Below are 18,094 nucleotides of genomic sequence, written 5' to 3'. Positions count from 1 at the left end.
TTCGGTTACATGGCCACAGGGCCTTGATGCTGCACCGCGATGAATGAGACGCTGCAACCTGTAGATGCGGGAGGCAGCGCAGATGAGCAGACTGGCTTTGGTCACGGGCGGGCAGCGCGGTATCGGCGCTGAAATCAGCGAGCAGTTGAAGGCTGCCGGCCGCAGGGTGATCGCGAACTATGCCAGCAGCGACGACGCGGCGAAGGCCTTCACCGAGCGCACCGGCATTCCCACCATCAAGTTCGACGTCAGCGACTTCGATGCCTGCGTGGCGGCGGTGGCCAAGATCGAGGAGGAGCACGGCCCGATCGAGATCCTGGTCAACAACGCCGGCATCACGCGTGACGCCATGATGCGCAAGCTGACGCGCAAGATGTGGGACGACGTGATCGATACCAACCTCGGCTCCTGCTACAACATGTGCAAGGCGGTGTGGGAAGGCATGTCGGCCCGCAAGTTCGGGCGCATCGTCAACATCGGCTCTATCAACGGCCAGGCCGGGCAGCTGGGCCAGGTGAACTATGCCGCCGCCAAGTCGGGCATCCACGGCTTCACCAAGGCGCTGGCGCAGGAAGGTGCCCGCAACCAGATCACGGTGAATGCGGTGGCACCCGGCTATGTCGATACCGAGATGGTGCGCGCCGTGCCGCCGGATGTTCTGGAAAAGATCATCGCGCGCATCCCGCGCGGGCGCCTGGGCACCGCCCATGACATCGCGCGCGGCGTCTGCTTCCTGACGGCCGATGACGCGGATTTCGTGACGGGGTCCACGCTGTCCATCAACGGCGGCCAGCACATGTACTGACCCGGCGCGGGGGGCTTGCGGCCCCCCGCCCGCGGCGCCCTTACCGGCGCCTGACACCCCAGGGGATGGGGAAGGCGAAGGGCACCACGCCCTCCAGCTCGGCCCGATAGGCCGTCGGCACGCTCATCTGGCCGGCGATGATGAAGTTCACATTCTCATGGAAGCGGTTCTGGATGGCCGAGGCCAGTTCCCGGCGCAGGTTGGGCTCGGCCGTCGCGGTGTAGCGGTCCATCAGCCCGCGCATTTCCTCGTCGCAGAACCAGCCCGGATAGTTGCGGCAGTTGAAGGCGGTGCCGGCGAAGGTGATGGGCGACCACACATCGATGCTGGGCCAGATGACCGTCACGGCGCTCCAGCCGCCCTGTTCCACCGGATCACGCTTCAGGCGGCGGGCTGCGACGCTGGCCCAGTCGCTCGCCCATTCCTCCACGTTGAAGCCGGCGGCGCGCAGCTGCTGCATGGCGACCTGCGCGACGGGTGACAGGTTCACGGAATCCGTCGGGTGCAGAAAGATGACCCGTTCGTTGTTGTAGCCCGCCTCACGCAGCAGCTCGCGCGCGCGCTCCACCCCACGCCGCGCGAGGTTGGGGTTCGTGGCCTCGATGAAATAGGGCGTGTTGCAGGCGAAGATGCTGGTGCAGTCGCGCAGATAGAGGTCAGGGGGCAGCCCCATCCCGGCCATGATCTCACCCTGGTTCAGCGCGGCCTGGGCGGCGCGGCGGATCAGCGGGTTGTTGAAGGGCGGCTGGGCGTGGTTCAGGCTGACATAGGGCATGAACTGGCCCACGCCCTGCACCACCACGCCCCGGTTGCGGCGCAGGTTGCCCACGAAGTCGGGCGGAAGGAACTCCAGCATGTCCACCTCATTCGCCTGCAGGGCGGCGACGCGGGTGGAGGCATCGGTGATGGAGACGAATTCGGCGGTCTCGAAATTCACCACCTTGCCGCCGGCCAGCCCGTCCGCGGGCTCCGGGCGCGGGCGGTAGCCGGCGAAGCGGCGGAAGATGGCGCGGTCGCCCGAGCGCCATTCGCCGCGGTCGAAGGTGAAGGGGCCGCTGCCCACGATCTCGGTGATGGCGGTGTTCGGATTGGTGGCGGCGATGCGCGCGGGCATCATGAAGGGCACGATGGTGCCGGGCTTGCCCAGCGCCTCGATCACGAAGCCGAAGGGGCGGGACAGGGTGAGGGTGAAGCTGCGCTCGCCCGTCGCCTCCAGGCTGGCGGTGGAGGCCAGCAGCAACTGCCCCAGCCCGTCGCGCGCGCCCCAGCGCCGGATGCTGGCGATGCAGTCGGCGGCCGTGACGGGGGTGTTGTCATGCCACAGCAGCCCTTCGCGCAGGGTGAAGGTATAGCGCAGGCCGTCCTCGCTGACCTGCCAGCCTTCCAGCATCTGCGGGCGGTAGCGGCCCTGGCTGTCCACGGCGATCAGCGTGTCGAACACCATGTAGCCGAACTGGCGGGTGGCATTGTTGGTGCTGATGATGGGGTCCAGCACCGCCAGCTCCTGCCCCAGCACGATGCGGAGAGGGCGTTGCGGCTGGGCGTGGGTGAGGAATGGCGCAAGCAGCAGCGACGCGGCCAGCAGGCCGCGCCGGAGCAATGATGGAACGCGCATCAGACCCCCTGCAGCTCCACGCCCTCATCCGACTTCGGCTTCTCGGCGGCGTGGTGGAAGTTCGCCTTCTGGTAGCCGGTCATGAACTCGGCATAGGTGATGGGCGGCATGCGGCCGGGCGTGCCGTCCTCCGTGATCGGTGTCATCACCGCGTGGTAGTTGCAGTCGAAGAAGAACGGGATCGCGTAGCGTTCCTTGCCCGAGCGGTTGATCACCCGGTGCGGCGTGGCCAGGAAGCGGTTGTCCGTCCAGCGGCGCAGCAGCTGGCCGCCATTGATCAGCAGTGCGCCCTCGGGCGCCGGCGCGTCGATCCAGTCGCCATCGGTGGTGCGCAGCGACAGGCCCGGGATCTTGTTCTGCGCCAGGATCGTCATGAAGGACGTGTCCACATGCGGGGCGATGCCGAACTCATTCTCCGGCGCCGTCGCTTCCTGCTGCGGATAGTGGGACATGCGCAGCGTGAACATCGGGTCGGTGAAGAAGGGCGCGAAGAAATCGGCGGGCTTGCCGAGCGCCGTGGCATAGACCGGCAGCAGCGACATCCCGAGCCCCTCGAAGGCGGCGCAGGCGTCCAGGATCTTCTCACGGAAGCCGGGCAGGCCGGCGGGCCACTGGTTCAGGCCGCGGAAGCGGTGGCCGGCGACCACATCCGGGTGGTCCGGCGTCAGATCACGCTTGAAGAACACCGCCTCATTCGCGTTGGGCAGGGCGACATCGCCCACCGCGTTCACGCGCGTGGTGGCACCGCGCATGGGCATGTAGCCCATGTTGTGCTCGTTGATCCTGACCGAGAGCTTGGCCTCGACCGGCTGGCTGTGGAAGCGCTCGGCCTCGGCGAAGGTCTGGTCCAGCAGTTCCTCGGAGATGCCGTGGTTGCGGACGAAGTAGAAGCCGATCTCGGTGAAGGCGTGGCGCATCTCGGCGCCCAGCTTCTCCAGCGCGCCGGGCGCGCCGTCCTTCAGCGGCTTCAGGTCGAGGACGGGGATCGTGGTCATGGCGCAGCCTCCGGCAATTAGCTTCGGAAGCTTGCGACTTGTCAGGACAGGGTGTCCACCCCTTAAGAGGAACGCTGTTTCACGGTTTTGGCAGCGAAGCTGGCCACCAGGTCAGCCATGTGCCCGATTTCGTGCAGGCCGATCCCCTCGGCGGTCTTGCCCTTGCGGTTGGTCCGGCGCGGCAGGGTGGCGGCGGTGAAGCCGAGCTTCGTTGCCTCCCGAAGTCGTTGTTCCGGCTGGGAAACCTGACGCACCTCGCCCGACAGCCCGACCTCTCCGAAATACACCATGCCGGGGTCTGTGGGCTGGTCCGTGGCGGCGGAGGCGAGGGCTGCGGCCACCGCCAGGTCCGCCGCGGGTTCCGCGATGCGCAGGCCCCCCGCGATGTTCAGGTAGACGTCGTTGTTGCCGAGCGCGAGCCCACAGCGCGCCTCCAGCACCGCCAGCAGCATGGACAGCCGCCCGCCATCCCAGCCGATGACGGACCGGCGCGGTGAGCCGCCATTGCTGGGGGAGAGCAGGGCCTGCACCTCCACCAGCACGGGCCGCGTGCCCTCCAGCCCCGCGAAGACCGCGCTGCCGGAGATGTTGCCGCGCCGTTCGGCCAGGAACAGGGCGGAGGGGTTGAGCACCTCCATCAGCCCGCGCTCCGTCATCTCGAACACGCCGATCTCGTCGGTGGCGCCGAAGCGGTTCTTCACCGCGCGCAGGATGCGGAACTGGTGGCCGCGATCGCCTTCGAAATAAAGCGTGGCATCCACCATGTGCTCCAGCACGCGGGGGCCGGCCAGCGTGCCTTCCTTGGTCACGTGGCCCACCAGCACCAAGGCGAAATTCGCGGCCTTGGCCACGCGGATCAACTCCGACGCGCAGGCGCGTACCTGCGCCACCGTGCCCGGCGCCGAATCAAGGCTGTCCAGCCACATGGTCTGGATGGAATCGATCACCACCAGCGCCGCGTCGCGCTCGGCCTCCAGCGTCGCCACGATGTCCTTCAGGTTGGTGGCCGATGCCAGGGCCAGGGGGGCCTCGTGCAGCCCCAGGCGCCGGGCGCGCAGCCGCACCTGGGCCACCGCCTCCTCACCCGAGATATAGAGGGTGCGCTTGCCGGAGGCCGCGATGCGGCTCGCGGCCTGCAGCAGGATGGTGGACTTGCCGATGCCGGGGTCGCCGCCGACCAGCACGGCGGAGGCAGGCACGAAACCGCCGCCCAGCACCCGGTCCAGCTCCGCGATGCCGGTCGTGGTGCGCGGCGGGGGCTCGCTCTGGCCCTGCAGGTCGACGAATTCCAGGCGGCGGCCGGGGCCGGCCTTGGCGGCGGGGCCGGGGCCGCGCTGCACCGGCGCTTCCTCGACGATGGTGTTCCACTCGCCGCAGGCATCGCAGCGGCCCTGCCATTTGGCGTGCACCGCGCCGCAGGCCGAGCAGACGTAGCGAAGCTTGTCCTTGGCCAAGGCGGGACCCCATGAAATTCCTGTTTTGTTCTTATAGTGGGGAAGGCCCGCTGGCAAGCAGCGGGCGCCCTTCACATCGCGCGCACCTTGCCCAGGAAGCGCTCCACCCGCTCCTCCAGCTCATCGGCCTGGCCGGACAGGGCCTGCGCCACCCCCAGCACGCTGCCGGAGCCGGTCTCGGTGGTGCGCACCGCCCCCAGCAGCTGGGCGATGTTCGCCGCCACCTCACGCGTGGCGGCCGATTGCTGCGTGACCGCGCCGGCGATGGAGGTGTTGATATCGCTGAGTTCAGCGATGACCTTCGTGATGCCGGTCATGACCCCCGCCGCGTGCTGGCTGCATTGCTGGATGTCCTGCACCTGGGCCTCGATCTCGCTGGTGGCGCGCGCGGTCTGGCTGGCCAGCTGCTTCACCTCGCTGGCCACCACGGCAAAGCCCTTGCCCTGTTCACCGGCCCGCGCGGCCTCGATCGTGGCGTTCAGGGCCAGCAGGTTCGTCTGCCCCGCGATTTCGGCGATGATGCGCGTCACCTCCCCGATCTTGCCCGACGCCTTCACCAATTCGCCCACCAGGCGCTCGGTGCTTTCGGTCTGCTCGACGGCGGCGGCCACCACGCGGGTCGATTCATTCAACTGGCGCGAGATCTCGTTCACCGAGGCAGCCAGCTGCTCGGTCGCAGCAGAGGCGGTGGAGGATTGCTGCTCGGCGTCGCGCGCCGTGGTGGCCAGGGTCTGTGCCGTGCCCTGCATGCCGGCGGCGGAGCCCGCCACCCCGCCCACCAGCCGCTTCACGCTGTTCTCGAAATCATCGGCCAGCGCGTCGGCCTCCTCCTTCTTCGCGGAAAGGTCGATCGCGATCTTCACCACTTTCCAGGGCCGGCCCTTGATGTCGTAGACCGGGTTGTAGGTGGCGCCGATCCAGACGACCTGGCCCGCCTTGTTGCGGCGCTTGAACTGGCCCTGCTGGAACTCCCCATTGCGCAGCAGCGACCAGAAGCGGCGGTAGTCGTCGCTGGCGGCATAGCCGCTGTCGACGAACATGGAATGGTGCTTCCCGCGCACCTCGGCCAGCGAATAGCCCATGACCGACAGGAAGTTCTCATTGGCGGTCAGGATGGTGCCGTCCAGCGTGAACTCGATCATCGCCTGGGAGCGTTTGATGGCGTCGATCTTGCCCACCATGTCCATGTGGTGGGTCATGTCCTCGGTCACGTCGCGGGCGATCTTCACGACCATGGCGGTGCGCCCCGAACGGTCGGGCATGGGGATATAGCTGCCGTCGATCCAGATTTCCCGCCCGCCCTTGGCCTGGCGTCGGAAGCGGCCGAATTGCGGCTTGCCGGCCCGCAGATCCTCCCAGAAGGCGCGATAGGCGGGGGCCTCGCGTTCCTCGGCATCCATGAACAGGCCATGGTGGCGGCCGATGATTTCCTCGGCGCCATAGCCGGTGGCGGCCAGGAACTGCGTGTTGGCGGCCAGGATATTGCCGGCCGGGTCGAAACGGATGATGGCGAGCGTCTGGTCGAATGCCCGCATTGTTCTGGCGGGCAGCCCGCCCGGAAGCCAGTCCATCATGGTTCTTTTCCTCCGTTACGCGGTAGAAACGCGCGCCGATAACGCGCCCGCGATGTTAAGGGAGGATGAACCGAAACTACTAAATCACGGCGCCGGAACAATCATGTTGTGGTCTATTATAATAATGAGACGTGACGATTGATATTATCTCAATCGCCCGTCGGCGATCACCCCCAGGGGGAGCGCGGCTTGCCGGCGCCGCCGCCCGGGTTGGTCCAGGGGCTGCCGCCCTTGCCGGGCAGTGGGGTGGAAGAGGGGCCGGCAGCGGCGTGGTCCAGCATGACGCCACCCGTCGGGCGCATGGCGCGCAGCCGCGCCACCCGGTCCTCGGTGGCCGGGTGGGTGCGGAACATCGACTGCATCGAGAAGTTCTGCAGCGGGTTGATGATGAACATGTGGGCGGTGGCGGGGTTCTGCTCCGCCGCCTCGTTCACCGCGCCTTCCTTGTAGTTTTCCAGCCTTTCCAGCGCGCTGGCCAGCCATTCGGGGTTGCCGCAGATCTCCGCGCCCTCGCGGTCGGCCTCGTATTCGCGGGCGCGGCTGATCGCCATCTGCACGAAGGCCGCGGCGATCGGCCCGACAATGACCAGCAGAAGCCCGGCGATGGGCGACCCGCGCCGGTCCCGGCTGCTGCCGAAGATGCCGCCGAACTGCGCCAGCATGCCGATGGCGCCCGACAGCGTGGCCGCGATGGACATGACCAGCGTGTCGCGGTGCTTGATGTGCGCCAACTCATGCGCGACCACGCCGGCCACCTGCTCCTCGCTCATCATGTTCACCAGGCCGGAATTGACGGCGACGGCGGCGTTGGAAGGGCCGCGCCCGGTGGCGAAGGCGTTGGGCTGGTCCTCATGGATGATGTAGAGCGCGGGCATGGGCAGCCCGGCGCGCTGGGCCAATTGGTGCACCATGCCGTACAGGCGGGGGGCGTCGGCCTCGGTCACCGGTTCCGCATGGTGCATGCGCAGCACCATGCCGGCGCTGCCCCACCAGGCGAACAGGTTCATGCCCGCCGCGACCACCAGCGCCACCATCGCGCCGGAGCGCCCGCCGATGGCAGCCCCCGCCGCGATGAACAGCGACGTCATGACCGCCAGCAACACGAAGGTGCGAAAATAACCGCCCATGCGTCCAACCCCCAACCTTCAGCCTCTTGATACGCTCACCCAAGATGGCACATGGGGGCCATGACCCAGGATAAGCAAGAGCCTGCTTCGGAACCCGGAACGGAAGCCCCGGTTGCACCGAAAGGCGCGCCGCGCCCGTCGCTGCCGCTGACGCAGTACAAGCGCCCGCAGCGGCCGTTCTCCGACAAGCAATATGAGGATGGCGGCCCCAAGGGCCCCGAGCCCACGCGCTATAATGACTGGGAGCGGAAGGGCCGCGTCAGCGACTTCTAGACACCCGAATCCCTGGCGGCCCCCGCCAGGAAGCCGCCCAGCGCCCGGTGGAAATCCGGCTCGTCGAGCAGGAAGGCGTCGTGGCCCTTGTCCGACGTGATCTCGACGAAGCTGACGCGTGCCGCGGCGGCGTTCATGGCCTGGACCATCCGCCGGCTCTCGGCGGTGGGGAACAGCCAGTCCGACGTGAAGGAGCACACGAAGAAGCGCGGGCCCTCGCGCCGGAACGCCTTGTGCAGGTCCCCGCCATGTTCCGCCGCCAGGTCGAAGTAATCCATGGCGCGGGTGATGGTCAGATAGGAATTGGCGTCGAAGCGCCGCACGAAGCTGCTGCCCTGGTGGCGCAGATAGCTCTCCACCTCGAACACATCCTCCAGGAAGGTCACGGCATTGGCGCCGCGCAGGCGGCGGCCGAACTTCCGGGTCAGCGCTTCCTCGGACAGATAGGTGATGTGCGCGACCATGCGCGCCACCGACAGGCCCTGGGCGGGGATGCGCCCGTCCGCCCAATAGCGCCCGCCGCGATAGTCGGGGTCGGAGCGGACGGCGGCGCGGCCGACCTCGTTGAAGGCGATGTTCTGGGCGGAATGATGGGTCGCGGTCGCGATGGGCGCCACGGCGAAGACCGATTCGGGGTAGGTCGTCGCCCATTCCAGCGCCTGCATGCCGCCCATGCTGCCGCCGATCACGGCCAGCAGGCGCGAAATGCCCAGGTGCTCCACCAGCATTTTCTGGGCGCGGACCATGTCGCGGATGGTGATGATGGGGAAGTCGGTGCCCCAGGGGCTGCCGTCCTCACGCAGCTCACGCGGGCCGGTGGTGCCCATGCAGCCACCCAGCACATTGGCGCAGATCACGAAGAAGCGGTCGGTGTCGATCGGCAGGCCGGGGCCCACGATATTGGCCCACCAGCCGCCCTTGCCCGTCAGGGGCTGGGTTTCCGCCACATACTGGTCGCCGGTCAGCGCGTGGCAGATCAGCACCGCGTTGCTGCGCTCGGCATTCAGCGTGCCATAGCTGCGCCAGGCCACGTTCAGCGGCGCCAGATGGGTGCCGCAGTCCAGCATCAGGCCCTCCGGGAAGCGGGTGGCGCTGTGCTCGATCTCCGGAAAGGGCTGGATCAGGGCTGGCATGTCGATTTCCGGACATAGGCCGGACCGGGCGGGGCTTCAACCGCGCCCGCGCCAAGGCTATTGCTGCACACGCAATGAACACGCTCGCCAACGTCCGCGCTGAACTCGACGCCATCGACGACGCCCTGCACGATCTGCTGATGCGCCGCGCCGACGTGGTGGCAGGCCTAGCCGCCAGCCGCGTGAAGGCCAGCGGCCCGACCTTGCGCCCCGGGCGCGAGGCCCGGATCCTGCGCCGCCTGATCGGCCGCCACTCCGGCCCCCTGCCGGCGGCGGCGCTGGTGCGTCTTTGGAGGGAGATGTTCGCGACCTCCATCCGCCAGCAGAACAACTTCTCCCTGGCCTATCACGGCGTGGGCGATGCGGTGCCGAAGCTGGTGGCCGAGCATTTCGGCATGGGCATGCCGTCCCGCGCCTTCACCACACCGTCCCAGGCGCTGGCGGCCGTCGGCAACGGCGATGCCGCCATCGCCGTGCTGCCCTTCCCGAACGAGGCCGACCCGACCGAGCTGGAGTGGTGGCCGGCGCTCGACGCACCGCGCCTGGCGGTGGTCGCGCGCCTGCCCTTCTTCTCCGAGGGCAATCCGGGGCCCGAGGCGCTGATCGTGGCCCACGGCATGCCGGACGCCTCGGACGACGACCGTTCCCTGCTGCTGGTCGAGGCCGACCCCGAGCTTTCACGCGGGGCCGTGCTGCAGGGCCTGGCCGAGGCCGGCATCACCGCCCGGCTGCTGATCGCGCGTCGCCTGCCCCATGTGTCGCGCTTCCTGTTCGAGGCCGACGGGCTGATCGAGCCCGGCGACGGCCGCCTCGCGGCGCTGAACTTCATCAACACGCGCCCGCTCGGCGCCTATGCCACGCCCATCAGAGGGATTTCCGCATGACCGCCCCTGCTCCCCGCCCCAGCATCCTCTCGATCGAGGCCTATGCCCCTGGGCAGAGCAAGATCCCGGGCGTGAACCGGATCATCAAGCTCTCCTCCAACGAGGGCGCCTTCGGCCCGCCGCCGGCGGCGATGGACGCCTTCGTGGAAACCGCCAAGGAGCTGCACCGCTATCCGGATGGCGGCAGCACCGCCCTGCGTGAGGCGATCGGCAAGCGTTTCGGGCTCGACCCCGCGCGCATCATCTGCGGGGCCGGCAGCGACGAGATCCTGCTGCACATCATCCAGGCCTATGGCGGCGAAGGCACCGAGCTGGTGATGAGCGCGCACGGCTTCACGATGTACGACATCACCGGCCGCTATGCCGGCTGCCGCGTGATCAAGGTGCCTGAGAAGGACCTGATGGCCGATGTGGACGCCATGCTGGCCGCCGTCGGCCCGCGCACGCGCATCGTGTGCCTGGCGAACCCCAACAACCCGACCGGCAGCCTGCTGCCCCAGAGCGAGGTCGAGCGCCTGCAGAAGGGCCTGCCCGAGCACGTCCTGTTCGTGCTGGACGCGGCCTATGCCGAGTATGTGACCGAGCCCTCCTATGAGGCCGGGGCGAAGCTGGTCGACAGCACCCCCAACACCGTCATGACCCGCACCTTCAGCAAGGTGTTCGGCCTGGGCGGGATGCGCGTGGGCTGGGGCTATTTCCCGCAGGCGATCTGCGATGTGATCAACCGCATCCGCGGCCCGTTCAACGTGAACATCGCGGCCCAGGCCGCGGCCGTCGCCGCCCTGGCGGAGCCCGATTGGGTCGAGAAGTCCGTCGCGCACAACAATGAATGGCGCGCCAAGCTCTCGGCCGCGATCGAGGCCCAGGGCATCAAGGTGTGGCCGAGCCACGGCAATTTCATCCTGGCCGATTTCGGCACCCCCGCTCGCTGCAAGGCGGCTGACGAGGCGCTGCGTTCGCGCGGGCTGATCGTGCGGGGCATGGCCTCCTACGACCTGGCCCAGTGCCTGCGCATCACGATCGGCACGGCAGAGGAATGCACGATGGTGGCCGACGCCATCGCTGCTTTTGCCAAGAATGGGTGACGTCCTTTTCGAGCGGCTCTGCATCATCGGGCCGGGGCTGATCGGCGGTTCCATCGCCCGCATGGCGCGGGCGCGCGGCGATGTCGCGCGGCATATCGTCACCACCGCGAAGTCCCAGGCCAGCCGCGACCGCGTGCGGGAACTGGGCTTCGCCGACACGGTGGCCGAGACGCTGGCCGAGGCCGTGCAGGGGGCGGATTGCGTCGTCCTCTGCGTGCCCGTGGGTGTCTACGCGAAGGTCATGGAGGAGATCGGGCCGCATCTGGCACCGGGCTGCATCCTGACCGATGCGGGCAGCACCAAATCCTCCGTCGTGCGCGACGTGCGGCCGCATCTGGGCCCCGGCGTGCGCTTCGTGCCGGCCCACCCCATGGCGGGCACCGAGCACAGCGGCCCCGATGCGGGCTTCCCTGAACTGTTCCAGGGCCGCTACTGCATCATCACCCCGCTGGAGGACACGGACCCCGGCGCGCTCGGCAAGGTGCGCGCGATGTGGGAACGCGCGGGCAGCATGATCGAGACCATGGACCCCGCGACCCATGACAAGGTCGTGGCCATGGTCAGCCATCTGCCGCATCTCATCGCCTTCACCATCTGCTCCACGGCGGATGACCTGGCGGAGGAAACGCGCGAGGCGGTGCTGAAATTCGCGGCTTCCGGCTTCCGGGACTTCACGCGCATCGCGGCCAGCGACATCGACATGTGGCGCGACATCTTTCTGAACAACCGCGAGGCGCTGCTGGAAATGCTGGCGCGCTTCAGCGAGGACGCGCATGCGCTGGGGCGCGCCGTGCGCTACGGCCAGGCGGAGTTCATCGAGGACCGGCTGGCGCGGGGGCGGAAGATCCGGCGCGGGCTGATCGAGCGGAAGCAGGCGTGATCACCGGGGGCGTTGCCCCCGGCCCCCGTCCCCGGCAAAGGGCGCTCCTGCGGCGAGGCTACCGCCTCACCGCTTTCATCCCCAGCACGATCAGCCCACCCAGCACCAGCCCGGTCACGGCACCGGCCACGGCGGTCACCAGCCATTCCACCAGCCCGCTCGCGGCCGGCACGGCGGCACCGGCCGCCACCGCGGCCTCATGCACCAGATGCGCGGGGGCCTTCCAGCCGAACCCCTCCAGCCCGTGCAGCACGATGCCGCCGCCGACCCACAGCATCGCCACCACGGCCACCGCGCCCAGCAGGGCCAGGAAGCCCGGCATGCCCTTCACCAGCGCCCGGCCCAGGGCCCGGGTCGCGGCACCGCGCCTTTCGCTCATCGCCAGGCCCGCGTCGTCGGCCTTCACGATCAGCGCCACGGCGCCATAGACCGCGACCGTGATCACGATGCTGACCACCGCCAGCACCACGGCCCGCATCCAGAAGCTGGTATCCTCCAACTGGCCCAGCGTGATGGCCATGATCTCGGCCGACAGGATGAAATCGGTGCGTATAGCCCCCGACACGCGCTCGCGTTCCAGCGCCTCGGCATCCTGCGGGGCGGCGGTCACCACCTTGGCGTCGTGGTGGTGGAACAGCTTCTCCACCCCCTCGTAGCAGAGATACAGCCCGCCCAGCATCAGCAGCGGCAGGATGGCCTGCGGCAGGAAGGCGGTCAGCGCCAGGCCGATGGGCAGCAGGATCAGCAGCTTGTTGCGCAGGGACCCCAGCGCGATCTTGCCCACGATGGGCAATTCCCGCTTGGGGCCGAAGCCGATGACATAGCGCGGCGTCACGGCCGCATCGTCGATGACGACGCCGGCCGCCTTCAGGCCTGCCTTGCCCGACAGGGCCGCGACATCGTCGATGGAGGATGCGGCGATCTTCGCGATGGCCGCGACATCATCCAGCAGGGCAAGAAGTCCGACGCTCATGCGCGGGGAAGGGGAAGGGGAAAGGGAATGGGAAGGCGGTGTCGCACGGCTCACCTCGATTCACGGATCGGGAGCATAAATGCCCCACCCCGGATTCGGTTGGCCTACAGTTCCGTTAATGCCGACAGCGCCGGCACCGGCGATGCCCCCATGCCCGCCCACAGCCCGCGCGGCACATAGGCGGCCCGCATCCCGGCCGCCAGCGCCGGCACCACGTCATTGTCCACCCGGTCGCCCACATAGGTGATGTCGTGCGGTTCGGCGCCGCAGGCCTTCAGCACCTCTTCGAAGAAGCGCGGATGCGGCTTCTGCACGCCCCACCCGGCCGAGGTCGCGATGAACTCCGCGCCCAGCGACAGGGCCTCCAGCGCGGGGGCTGCCTCCAGCGGCTGGTTGCCCGCGATGCCGATGCGCACGCCACGCGCGCGCAGGGCGGCGAAGGCCGGGCGCACATCGGGGTACAGGTCGTGCTCCAGCGGGGCATCGAGCGCCAGCCGCGCGCGGCGGATGGCCATGATGTCCCGCCCCGGGGCCAGGCGCTGCATGGTGTGGCGGTGGGAGTGGCCGGCGCGGATATCCTCGCACAGCGCATCCCACAGGGCGTCGTAGGTCACGCCCAGCTCCCCGGCCCAGCCCTGCCATGAGCGCGTCTCATCCACGAGAACGCCGCCCACGTCGAAGACGAACCAGGGGGTGCTCACCTCACTCGACCGTCATGTCCGGCGCGTCGGGGTGCTTCATGCCCACGGCGTGATAGCCGCAGTCGACGTGATGCACCTCTCCGGTCACGCCGGTGGAGAGCGGGGAGAGCAGGTAGAGGCCGGAATTGCCGACTTCCTCGAGGCCCACATTGCGGCGCATCATGCTGTTGTACTGGTTCCACTTCAGCATGTAGCTGAAATCGCCGATGCCGCTGGCGGCCAGTGTCTTGATCGGCCCGGCGGAAATCGCGTTCACCCGGATGCCGTCCTGCCCGAGGTCGGCCGCCATGTAGCGCACGCTGGCCTCCAGCGCCGCCTTGGCCACGCCCATGATGTTGTAGTGCGGGATCCAGGTCTCGGCCCCGAGATAGGACAGGGTGAGCAGCGAGCCGCCCGGGTTCATGATCGCCGCCGCCCGCTTCGCCGTCGCGGTGAAGGAGAAGCAGGAGATGTCGAGCGCCTGCAGGAACACGTCGCGCGGCGTGTCGAGGTAGCGCCCGCGCAGGTATTCCTTGTTGGCGAAGCCGATGGCGTGGACGAAGAAATCGATCTTGCCCCAGCGCTTCTCCACCTCGGCGAAGGCCGCATCCATCTGCTCGTCGCTCGAGACGTCGCAGGGAATGACGAAATCGCTGCCGATGCTGGCGGCCAGCGGGCGGACGCGCTTTTCCAGCGCCTCGCCCTGGAAGGTGAAGGCTATCTCGGCGCCCTGTGCCGCGCAGGCCTGGGCGATGGCCCAAGCGATGCTGCGGTGGTTCGCCACCCCCATGATCAGCCCACGGCGACCCTGCATCAGGGTGCCGGCGGCTGGCGTCGTGCTCGTCGCTTCTTCGGGCATGGGTCCGTGCGTGCTGTTGTTACCGAGCGGTTTCGTGGCACAGCCCCCTGGCGCGGGCAAGGCCTGGGTGCATATCTGGGCGACCCGGCTATACTCCGCCGGGGCAGCTGCAGGATGGACCGATGGCCGACGAGCCTTATGCCCTTTTCGCCGATTGGATGGCCGAGGCCACGAAATCCGAGCCCAACGACCCCAACGCCATGTGCCTGGCCACCTGCACGCCGGAAGGCCGGCCGAGCGCGCGCATGGTGCTGCTGAAGGGCGTGGATGAGCGCGGCTTCGTCTTCTACACCAATTTCGAGAGCCGGAAGGGCACCCAGCTTCTGGCCAACCCCTTCGCGGCACTGTGCTTCCACTGGAAGTCGCTGCGGCGTTCCATCCGCGTCGAGGGCGCGGTGGAGGTGGTGAGCGACGCCGAGGCCGACGAGTATTACGCCAGCCGCCCGCGCGGCAGCCGTATCGGCGCCTGGGCCAGTCAGCAGTCCCGCCCGCTGGAAGGCCGCTGGGCGCTGGAGAAGGCGGTGGCCGAGTATACGGTGAAGTTCGGCCTGGGTGAGATCCCGCGCCCGCCGCACTGGTCCGGCTTCCGCATCATCCCCGATCGAATCGAGTTCTGGCGCGACATGCCCTTCCGCCTGCATGAGCGCCGGGTGTTCACGCCGGTCGAGAACGGCTGGGCCATCGAGACGCAGTACCCCTGATGGAAGTGCCCGCCACGCAGCAGGAGGTGGCGGGCTTCCTGGCCCGCCTCACCGGCCAGGGGGTGGTGGAGACGCATATCTCCGCCGTGTTCCTGGGCGATGGCGAGGCACTGAAGCTGAAGAAGGCGGTCGCCCTCGGCTTCCTGGATTTCACCGCGCTGGCGGAGCGCGAGCGCCTGCTGCGGCGCGAATGCGCGATCAATGCGCCCTATGCCCCGGGCCTCTATCTGGGCGTCGAGCCCATCACGCGCGGCCCGGACGGCGCGCCGCGCCTGGGTGGTGGGGGCCCGGCGCTCGATTGGGTGTTGCGGATGAAGCGGCTGCCGGCGGATGCCTTCCTGGATGCGCGCCCCTGCCCGGAGGGCGCCATGCTGGACGCGCTGGCCGACTCGGTGGCGGCCATGCATGCCGTCCAGCCTGTCCTGGCAGGGCCGGACCGGCTGCGCCCCGTGATCGACGGCAATCTGGCCGCGATGCGTGAGGCCGGGGTGCCGGCCGCTGCGGCGCAGGGCTGGCACCGGGCGGCATCGGCCGAACACGCGCGGCTCTCGCCCTGGCTCGACGCGCGTGGGGCACAGGGCTTTCGCCGCCGCTGCCATGGCGACCTGCACCTGGGCAATATCTGCCTTCTGGAAGGCCGCCCCGTGCCCTTCGACGCGCTGGAATTCGACGAGGCGCTGGCCGGAATCGATGTGGGCTATGACTTGGCCTTCCTGTTGATGGACCTGGAACAGCGCCATGGCCGGCCCGCCGCGAACCGTGTGCTGAACCGCTATGTCGCGCGCGGCGGCGATGCGGCGCTGGTGCGGGGGCTGCCGCTGTGGCTCTCGCTACGGGCCGTCATCCGCGCCCATGTGCAGGCCCGGCGCGGGCAGGAATGGCGGGGGCTGCTGGATGCGGCCATGGCCTATCTGGCGCCGCGCGCGCCGCGCCTGCTGGCCATCGGCGGGCTGCAGGGCACCGGCAAATCCACTCTGGCGCGGCAGCTCGCGCCGCAGATCGGCCCGGCCCCCGGCGCGCTGATCCTGCGCAGCGACGACACGCGCAAGCGCCTGGCCGGGGTGGCCCCCGAAACCCGCCTTGCCGCCGAACACTACACGGCGGGCGCGAGCGTTGCCGTCTTCGCCGAGATGCGCGCCATGGCCGCTGCCGCGCTGGAGGGCGGGCACGCGGCGATTCTCGACGCCGTCTTCGCGCGGCCCGAGGAGCGCGAGGCCGCCGCCGCGCTGCACCCCTCCTTCACCGGCTTGTGGCTGGAAGCGCCGCTCGATACGCTGCGCGCAAGGGTTTCCGCCAGAAAAGGCGATGCGTCCGATGCCGATGTCGCCGTGCTGGAGACCAGTGCCGCGCGCGATCCGGGCCCGATTGTCTGGCAACGTATCGATGCCGCGTCCGGCACCGAGGCAATGGCACGCAAGGCGCTGGACTTGCTGCCCTTCGCTTCGCCATAACCTTCCAGCATCACTCGTTTTAGGGAGTATCAGACCATGGCATTCCGCCGCATCCTGGTGCCGCTGACCGGTACCGCGGCCGGTGAGGCCGCGCTCGCGACCGCGCTGATGACCGCGCGAATCTGGAACTCCCACATCCACTGTCTCCATGTGCGCGTGGATGCGCGCGACGTGGCGCCCCTGGCCGGCGAGGGCCTGTCGGGTGCGATGATCGAGGAAATGATGGCCGCGACCGAGCGCGAGAGCGGCGAGCGCGCCGGGCGCGTGCGCGCGCTGTTCGAGCGCTTCGTCGCCCATGCCGGCCCCATCACGCTGGCCGACAGCGCGGAGACGGCGAACAAGGCCGATGGCGTCACCATCTCCTTCGAATCGATCCCGGGCCGTGAGGAGGATGTGGTGGCGCAGCAGGCGCGCCTCTATGACCTGGCCGTGGTGCCGCACCCCGAGGCGGACAGCGATGTCTCCAGCAGCGACGCGCTGCATGCCGTGCTGTTCGACAGCGGCCGCCCGGTGCTGATCGCGCCGCTGACGCCCCCGGCCACCATCGGCAACCGCGTCTGCTGCGCCTGGAACGGCACGGCCGAAAGCGCCTCCGCGATCGACGTGTCGCTGCCCTGGCTGCACCATGCGCAGGCCCGCCAGGTGCTGTATTCCGAGGATTACCAGCGCCGTGGGCCGAAGGTGGAGGGCATCCTGGCCTATCTGCACTGGCATGGCGTCGATGCCGAGGGCAAGCAGTTCAAGCCCATCTCGAAGGATGTCGGCGCGGGCCTGCTGGCCGCCGCGCGCGACTTCGAGGCGGACCTGATCTGCATGGGCGCCTACAGCCATTCGCGCCTGCGCCAGCTGATCCTGGGCGGCGTGACGCGCCATGTACTGGAGAACGCGGATATCCCGGTGCTGATGCGCCGCTGAGCAGGGCAGGGCGCCGCTGCCTTCTCTCAGGCAGCGACGCCCCCCTTCCTTCAGAACAGCTTCGGCGCCACGAACTTCGCGAAGCCCGGCCGCGCCGACAGCCGCCCGTACCAGGCCTTCATGGCCGGCAGCGCCGCCATGCCGGGCCGCTGCACCTCCGCCCCGAACCAGCGCCGCGCGTAGCAGCCCAGCACGATGTCAGCGATGGTCAGCGCCTCGCCTTCCAGGAAGGCGCGGCCGTCGGACAGGCGCTGGTCGATGATCGACCAGTTCGCGCCCATCTCGGCCACCGCCTTGTCGATCAGCGCGTAGTCGCGCTTTTCCTCGGGCGTGCGCACCATGCCCCAGAACAGGTTGCGCTCCGCGGGGCTGACGATGGACAGCTGCCAGTCCAGCCAGCGGTCCACGCTGGCCCGCGCCCCGGGCGCCGAGGGATACAGCCCGCCGCCATCGCCCGCCGCCTTCATGCACAGATAGCGCAGGATGGAGTTGCTCTCCCACAGGACGTAGCCGTCATCCTCCAGCGTCGGCACCCGGCCGTTGGGGTTCATGGCGCGGTATTCGGGGGTGTCCACTAGGCCGAACTGCATGCCGGCGTCCCGGCGCTCATACGGCGTGCCCAGCTCCTCCAGGCACCAAAGCACCTTCATCACGTTCACGCTGTTCGCGCGGCCCAGAATCGTCAGCATG

At 68.9% G+C, this 18,094-nt stretch carries 18 protein-coding genes; 8 read left to right on the top strand and 10 right to left on the bottom strand.

All coding sequences use genetic code 11. The features are described from left to right. Positions 1 to 82: 82 nt before the first annotated feature. Positions 83 to 805: an acetoacetyl-CoA reductase gene (phbB, locus tag EOD42_RS19715; RefSeq protein WP_127789299.1), complete on the top strand. Its 723-nt coding sequence runs from the start codon at positions 83 to 85 to the stop codon at positions 803 to 805. A 40-nt stretch (positions 806 to 845) separates the two neighbouring features. Here the strand turns inward: phbB and EOD42_RS19710 are convergent, their stop codons facing one another. The 5 genes from EOD42_RS19710 to htpX all read right to left on the bottom strand — a co-directional run bounded on the left by EOD42_RS19710 (position 846) and on the right by htpX (position 7,570). Then, a complete protein-coding gene (locus EOD42_RS19710) occupies positions 846 to 2,420 on the bottom strand; it encodes an ABC transporter substrate-binding protein (RefSeq protein ID WP_127789298.1) in 1,575 nt (524 codons plus the stop codon). Beyond that, the gene (locus tag EOD42_RS19705; protein ID WP_127789297.1) at positions 2,420 to 3,415 is read right to left on the bottom strand and encodes an isopenicillin N synthase family dioxygenase; all 996 of its coding nucleotides are present in this window, start codon (positions 3,413 to 3,415) and stop codon (positions 2,420 to 2,422) included. Before EOD42_RS19705 ends, EOD42_RS19710 begins: the two co-directional genes overlap by 1 nt. 62 nt (positions 3,416 to 3,477) lie before the next feature. Then, on the bottom strand, positions 3,478 to 4,869 hold the full coding sequence (gene radA / locus EOD42_RS19700; protein WP_127789296.1) for a DNA repair protein RadA: 1,392 nt from the start codon (positions 4,867 to 4,869) through the stop codon (positions 3,478 to 3,480). A 71-nt stretch (positions 4,870 to 4,940) separates the two neighbouring features. Next, complete coding sequence (locus EOD42_RS19695) at positions 4,941 to 6,443, bottom strand: methyl-accepting chemotaxis protein (protein ID WP_127789295.1); 1,503 nt, start codon at positions 6,441 to 6,443, stop codon at positions 4,941 to 4,943. Between the two features lie 167 nt (positions 6,444 to 6,610). Further along, positions 6,611 to 7,570 (bottom strand): zinc metalloprotease HtpX, encoded by a 960-nt coding sequence (gene htpX, locus EOD42_RS19690; protein ID WP_127789294.1) that lies wholly within the window; start codon positions 7,568 to 7,570, stop codon positions 6,611 to 6,613. 60 nt (positions 7,571 to 7,630) lie between these two features. On the opposite strand from htpX, the gene EOD42_RS19685 reads away from it, so the two are divergent. Continuing rightward, on the top strand, positions 7,631 to 7,843 hold the full coding sequence (locus EOD42_RS19685; RefSeq protein ID WP_127789293.1) for a succinate dehydrogenase assembly factor 4: 213 nt from the start codon (positions 7,631 to 7,633) through the stop codon (positions 7,841 to 7,843). Here EOD42_RS19685 and metX read toward each other — a convergent pair. Further along, complete coding sequence (gene metX / locus EOD42_RS19680; protein ID WP_127789292.1) at positions 7,840 to 8,976, bottom strand: homoserine O-acetyltransferase MetX; 1,137 nt, start codon at positions 8,974 to 8,976, stop codon at positions 7,840 to 7,842. The genes EOD42_RS19685 and metX overlap by 4 nt on opposite strands. A gap of 74 nt (positions 8,977 to 9,050) precedes the next feature. On the opposite strand from metX, the gene EOD42_RS19675 reads away from it, so the two are divergent. From EOD42_RS19675 to EOD42_RS19665, 3 genes are read left to right on the top strand one after another with little or no spacing between them, the layout of a single operon-like run. Beyond that, positions 9,051 to 9,860 carry a chorismate mutase gene (locus EOD42_RS19675; RefSeq protein ID WP_127789291.1) on the top strand — a complete coding sequence of 270 codons (810 nt, stop codon included), beginning with the start codon at positions 9,051 to 9,053 and terminating at the stop codon, positions 9,858 to 9,860. Beyond that, positions 9,857 to 10,945 carry a histidinol-phosphate transaminase gene (gene hisC / locus EOD42_RS19670; RefSeq protein ID WP_127789290.1) on the top strand — a complete coding sequence of 363 codons (1,089 nt, stop codon included), beginning with the start codon at positions 9,857 to 9,859 and terminating at the stop codon, positions 10,943 to 10,945. The genes EOD42_RS19675 and hisC overlap by 4 nt, the downstream gene beginning before the upstream one ends. Next, positions 10,938 to 11,825 carry a prephenate/arogenate dehydrogenase family protein gene (locus EOD42_RS19665; RefSeq protein ID WP_127789289.1) on the top strand — a complete coding sequence of 296 codons (888 nt, stop codon included), beginning with the start codon at positions 10,938 to 10,940 and terminating at the stop codon, positions 11,823 to 11,825. The genes hisC and EOD42_RS19665 overlap by 8 nt, the downstream gene beginning before the upstream one ends. A gap of 58 nt (positions 11,826 to 11,883) precedes the next feature. Here the strand turns inward: EOD42_RS19665 and EOD42_RS19660 are convergent, their stop codons facing one another. The 3 genes from EOD42_RS19660 to fabI form a co-directional block, all read right to left on the bottom strand. Beyond that, entirely contained in the window at positions 11,884 to 12,798 is a 915-nt protein-coding gene (locus EOD42_RS19660; RefSeq protein ID WP_127789288.1) for a DUF808 domain-containing protein, read from the bottom strand. A 104-nt stretch (positions 12,799 to 12,902) separates the two neighbouring features. After that, positions 12,903 to 13,499, bottom strand: coding sequence for an HAD family hydrolase (locus EOD42_RS19655; protein WP_127789287.1), 597 nt, complete (start codon positions 13,497 to 13,499; stop codon positions 12,903 to 12,905). Between the two features lies 1 nt (position 13,500). Continuing rightward, complete coding sequence (gene fabI / locus EOD42_RS19650; RefSeq protein ID WP_127789286.1) at positions 13,501 to 14,337, bottom strand: enoyl-ACP reductase FabI; 837 nt, start codon at positions 14,335 to 14,337, stop codon at positions 13,501 to 13,503. A gap of 122 nt (positions 14,338 to 14,459) precedes the next feature. On the opposite strand from fabI, the gene pdxH reads away from it, so the two are divergent. Genes pdxH through EOD42_RS19635 form a run of 3 tightly spaced genes read left to right on the top strand, consistent with a single transcriptional unit; the run spans position 14,460 to position 17,404 of the window. After that, complete coding sequence (gene pdxH, locus EOD42_RS19645) at positions 14,460 to 15,038, top strand: pyridoxamine 5'-phosphate oxidase (protein ID WP_127789285.1); 579 nt, start codon at positions 14,460 to 14,462, stop codon at positions 15,036 to 15,038. Further along, a complete protein-coding gene (locus tag EOD42_RS19640) occupies positions 15,038 to 16,489 on the top strand; it encodes a bifunctional aminoglycoside phosphotransferase/ATP-binding protein (protein ID WP_127789284.1) in 1,452 nt (483 codons plus the stop codon). The genes pdxH and EOD42_RS19640 overlap by 1 nt, the downstream gene beginning before the upstream one ends. A gap of 36 nt (positions 16,490 to 16,525) precedes the next feature. After that, positions 16,526 to 17,404: a universal stress protein gene (locus tag EOD42_RS19635; protein WP_127789283.1), complete on the top strand. Its 879-nt coding sequence runs from the start codon at positions 16,526 to 16,528 to the stop codon at positions 17,402 to 17,404. A gap of 50 nt (positions 17,405 to 17,454) precedes the next feature. Here EOD42_RS19635 and EOD42_RS19630 read toward each other — a convergent pair whose 3' ends face one another. Beyond that, positions 17,455 to 18,093, bottom strand: coding sequence for a glutathione S-transferase family protein (locus EOD42_RS19630; RefSeq protein WP_127789282.1), 639 nt, complete (start codon positions 18,091 to 18,093; stop codon positions 17,455 to 17,457). Between the last annotated feature and the right edge of the window lies 1 nt (position 18,094).

The sequence above is a fragment of the Rhodovarius crocodyli genome (genome assembly GCF_004005855.1).
GTDB classification, from domain to species: domain Bacteria; phylum Pseudomonadota; class Alphaproteobacteria; order Acetobacterales; family Acetobacteraceae; genus Rhodovarius; species Rhodovarius crocodyli.
This window is presented reverse-complemented; position numbering and strand designations above follow the sequence as displayed.